The following is a 3,837-nucleotide window of genomic DNA, read 5'->3' on the forward strand; positions in this document are numbered from 1 at the left end:
CTTCTCGATATATTTGAGAAACAACTTCTAGCGCTAAAATTGGCAGTTGCTTTTCTTCCCATAGCACATAACTTAGGCGTAAATCCTCATCAACGAAGCGTTTAACTCCTAAGCTGAGAAACCCATCAGGGACAATGGCTGGTTTGCCTGGGTGAGAATAAATACCCATATCAACACCAAAGAACCAATCCCAGCGATCGCACCAAACCAAAGCTAGTATCGTTTTCAGCAAGCCGGGAATTAAATTTTGAAGTTCATTATCCACAGCAGTATCATCTGAGTCGGGCAGTTCTTCGGAAGATGGCAAACAATGCAGTGGATTGTAGTTTAACATGAGCGGTTTTGCCAAATTTGATTCTAGATAGATTGTACGTAATCTATTGATGTGCGATCGCAGCACAAGAATGAAAAACCGTTTTTAGCGTAGACATCGCCTTGTGTCTCTCTTCTCAGTATCAAAATACTTATAAGTGTAAAATCTTTACGTCAAACTCGTGGTTTTTCGGTACTGATTATCAGAGTGTCTAACTGACAATAACAAAAAAGGGCGGAACTTTGTTCAACTAGAACATTCCAGAAGTCGCAGAGTATTCAATTTCATGGTGAATTTGGTAGCTGGGCTGATTACCTATATCTACCAGGAGAAAAAGTTTTCTCTCAACCTTGACTCAGAAAACGTGGCGCAGCTGGAAATTAGCTAATTTTCAGCCCAATTTTTGAGTTGTACCTAAGTATCAAATATGTCACCACAGATTCATTCACGAGTTTTAATCAAAAACTTCCTAACGGTTTTTTTGCCGTTGTCAGCTTTAGTTGGGGTTGTTATTGGGACTATCTACTACCAACAGGTACAAAGCGACAAAGTTCTGCTGAAAACAAATGAACTCCGTAAGGTAGATTTACAAACTAAAGTCATCAGCGGAGACTTTCACTCGGTTGTCTCAGATTTGATGGTTATCTCTAAACAAAACGAGCTAGAAAGAATTTTAAACGGAGTGGATGGGCAAGAACAGGCACTTTCCCAAGAATTTTTATTAATTTCTGGATATAAAAAACTTTACGACCAAATTCGCTTTTTAGATCAATCAGGTAAAGAAGTTGTTAGAGTCAACTTTAACCAGGATGAACCAGCGATTGTCCCCGAAGAAAAACTGCAAGTTCAAGCCAAGCGCTACTGGTTTAATGACACTTTGCGGCTGAACCAAGGACAAGTATTTGTCTCTCCCCTTGACCTCAACATCGAACGAGGTCAGGTTGAACAACCCTTAAAGCCAATGATCCGCTTTGGCACTCCCGTTTTTGATCGCCGTGGACAGAAACGGGGCATTGTGGTGTTAAATTATTTCGGCGCAAAATTGCTGGACAATTTTAATCAAGCTTTTGCTAACGCCTCTAGTCAGGGAATGCTACTGAATGCCGATGGCTACTGGTTAAAAGGGGCGCAGCCTGAAGATGAATGGGGATTTATGTTTCCCGATCGCAAAAACCGCACTTTTGGCACAGCTTTTCCTCAAGCATGGCAGCAAATTTCTCAACAAGAATCGGGACAATTCCAAACTGCTGAGGGAATGTTCACTTTTACCACAGTTTACCCACTTGTCGAAGGGCAAAAATCTAGTACGGGAGCAGGACAAGCTTTTGCGCCAAGCCAAAATCAAATTGATCCTAAATCCTATCACTGGAAAATTGTCTCGCGGGTATCGCCAGAGACGTTGACGACTAAATCAAACCGATTTTTGAGTCAATTGCTACTGCTATATGCTGGGTTAGTAGGATTAATTGGCATTGGTTCTTGGCTACTAGCAAGAGCTAGTTTCAATCGTAATATGGCCCAGCTAGAGTTAAGGCAATCTGAAGTTGAATTGCGAAAGCTAGTTGAGCGAGAAAAAATTCTTAAAACTCGTCTATCTAGTCAAATTCGCAACTCGCTGGATCTAAATACGATTTTGAGTACAGTAGTGGTTGAAGTTCGGGAACTGCTCCAAATCGATCGATGCCAATTTTTTTGGTGTCATCAAGAAGATGAATCTACTAGCTTGGAACTGAGTCAGCAAGCTTGCGCTCCCGATTTAACAGAACCTTTAGGCTGTTCTCCTATCCAGAATGTGGAAGCCATAAGTGAAGCTGTTATGCAAGGGAATTTGCTTTGCTTTGATGACATTGCGACAGATTCATGGCTTGATTTCAAGAGTCGGAATTTACTTGTGACATTGGGTTTTAAGTCTTTACTAACAGTTTCAGTTCAAACTCAGTCGGGTCACTTGGGTGTGATTGTCTGCGAACATAGTAGAGAACTTCGCCCCTGGAGTGATGATGAGGTAGAAATTATTCGAGGTGTGGCTGACCAGTTAGCGATCGCGATTGACCAAGCCCAATTGTATAATCAAAGCCGCGCTGCTACTGCTGCTGCTACTATTCAGGCAGAACAACTCAATCAAGTACTACACAATCTCAAACAGACTCAAGCTCAACTGATTCAGACCGAAAAAATGTCGAGTTTAGGTCAATTAGTCGCAGGTGTCGCTCATGAAATCAATAACCCAGTTAACTTTATCTACGGTAATTTGACCCATGTAAGTGAATATACACTGGGCTTATTGGAACTGGTAGAACTCTATCAACAGTCTAATGCTCATTCAACACCTGAAGTAGAAGCTCATATAGAAGCGATCGACCTTGACTTTATGGTTGAGGATCTACCTAAAATACTAATTTCAATGAAAATGGGAGCTAATCGCATTCGTGAAATAGTTCTCTCCTTGCGGAATTTTTCTCGACTTGACGAAGCAGATATGAAACCTGTCAATATTCATGAAGGTATTGATAGCACACTACTGATTTTACAAAATCGCTTCAAACAAACATCTGTAAATGCCGGAATTGAAATAGTCAAGGAATATGGTGATATTCCCTTAGTAGAATGCTATGCCGGACAATTAAATCAGGTATTTATGAATCTGATTGGTAATGCTATTGATGCTCTGGATAGTTATAACAGCAAGCGAACTCTTGAGGAAATAGAAGCTAACCCCAGCCAAATTGTAATTCGTACTGAGTTACGCAACTTGGATCGTGTAACTGTAAAAATTGCAGATAATGGCCCTGGCATGACCGAATTAGTTAAGCAAAGATTATTTGACCCTTTCTTTACCACAAAAGCAGCAGGTAAAGGCACTGGATTAGGATTAGCAATTAGCGCTCAAATTGTTACAGAAAAACACAACGGAGCTATTTGGTGTATTTCCGAGCCTGGACAGGGAGCAGAATTTTGGGTTGAGATTCCGATTAAGCAAAGTTCTAAACTAGCGACTGCAAGTACTGCTACTCTATCCATAATTTGAAAAATGACATGACTAATATTAGCGATGTCTACGACGGGCTACGCCTACGCGCTGATTTTGATAGCCCTTGGAAAGAAATTATAGAAACTTATCCAGCAATAAGCCTTGCAATTCTCTGCGATCCAAACCGCGAATGGCGGCCAAGCAATTACAGCTACAATTATCCCAATACTCGCTTAACTTTTGAATTTGGTAGTATTAAACTTTTGGATTACGAAAACCGCTTTCATGAGTTAGAAAATAGCGATAATCCATTTGCAACTGTCGTAATGGCGCATTTGAAAACGCAGCAGACACGCTCATCACCCGAACAACGCAAAATATGGAAATTTAGCTTAATTCGCAGACTATATGATTTGGGCTTAGAAGAGCAAGATATTCGCAACCTGTATCGATTTATCGATTCGGTTATGATATTTCCAAAGGCATTAGAAAATCAGTTTTGGGAAGAGTTTAAACAATTTGAGCAGGAGCGAACTATGAGATATGTAACTAC

Annotated in this window: 1 protein-coding gene and 2 pseudogenes; 2 read left to right on the plus strand and 1 reads right to left on the minus strand. The window is 40.6% G+C overall.

Annotated elements, in window-relative coordinates; all coding sequences use genetic code 11:
* Nucleotides 1-334, minus strand: a pseudogene (locus IQ229_RS17270) (Uma2 family endonuclease); the annotation flags it as partial.
* 406 nt (nt 335-740) lie between these two features.
* On the opposite strand from IQ229_RS17270, the gene IQ229_RS17275 reads away from it, so the two are divergent.
* Entirely contained in the window at nt 741-3,341 is a 2,601-nt protein-coding gene (locus IQ229_RS17275) for an ATP-binding protein (RefSeq protein ID WP_194045788.1), read from the plus strand.
* 8 nt (nt 3,342-3,349) lie between these two features.
* A pseudogene (locus IQ229_RS17280) lies at nt 3,350-3,837 on the plus strand (hypothetical protein); the annotation flags it as partial.

The organism is Nostoc cf. edaphicum LEGE 07299 (assembly GCF_015207245.1).
Classification (GTDB): Bacteria; Cyanobacteriota; Cyanobacteriia; order Cyanobacteriales; family Nostocaceae; genus Nostoc; species Nostoc edaphicum_B.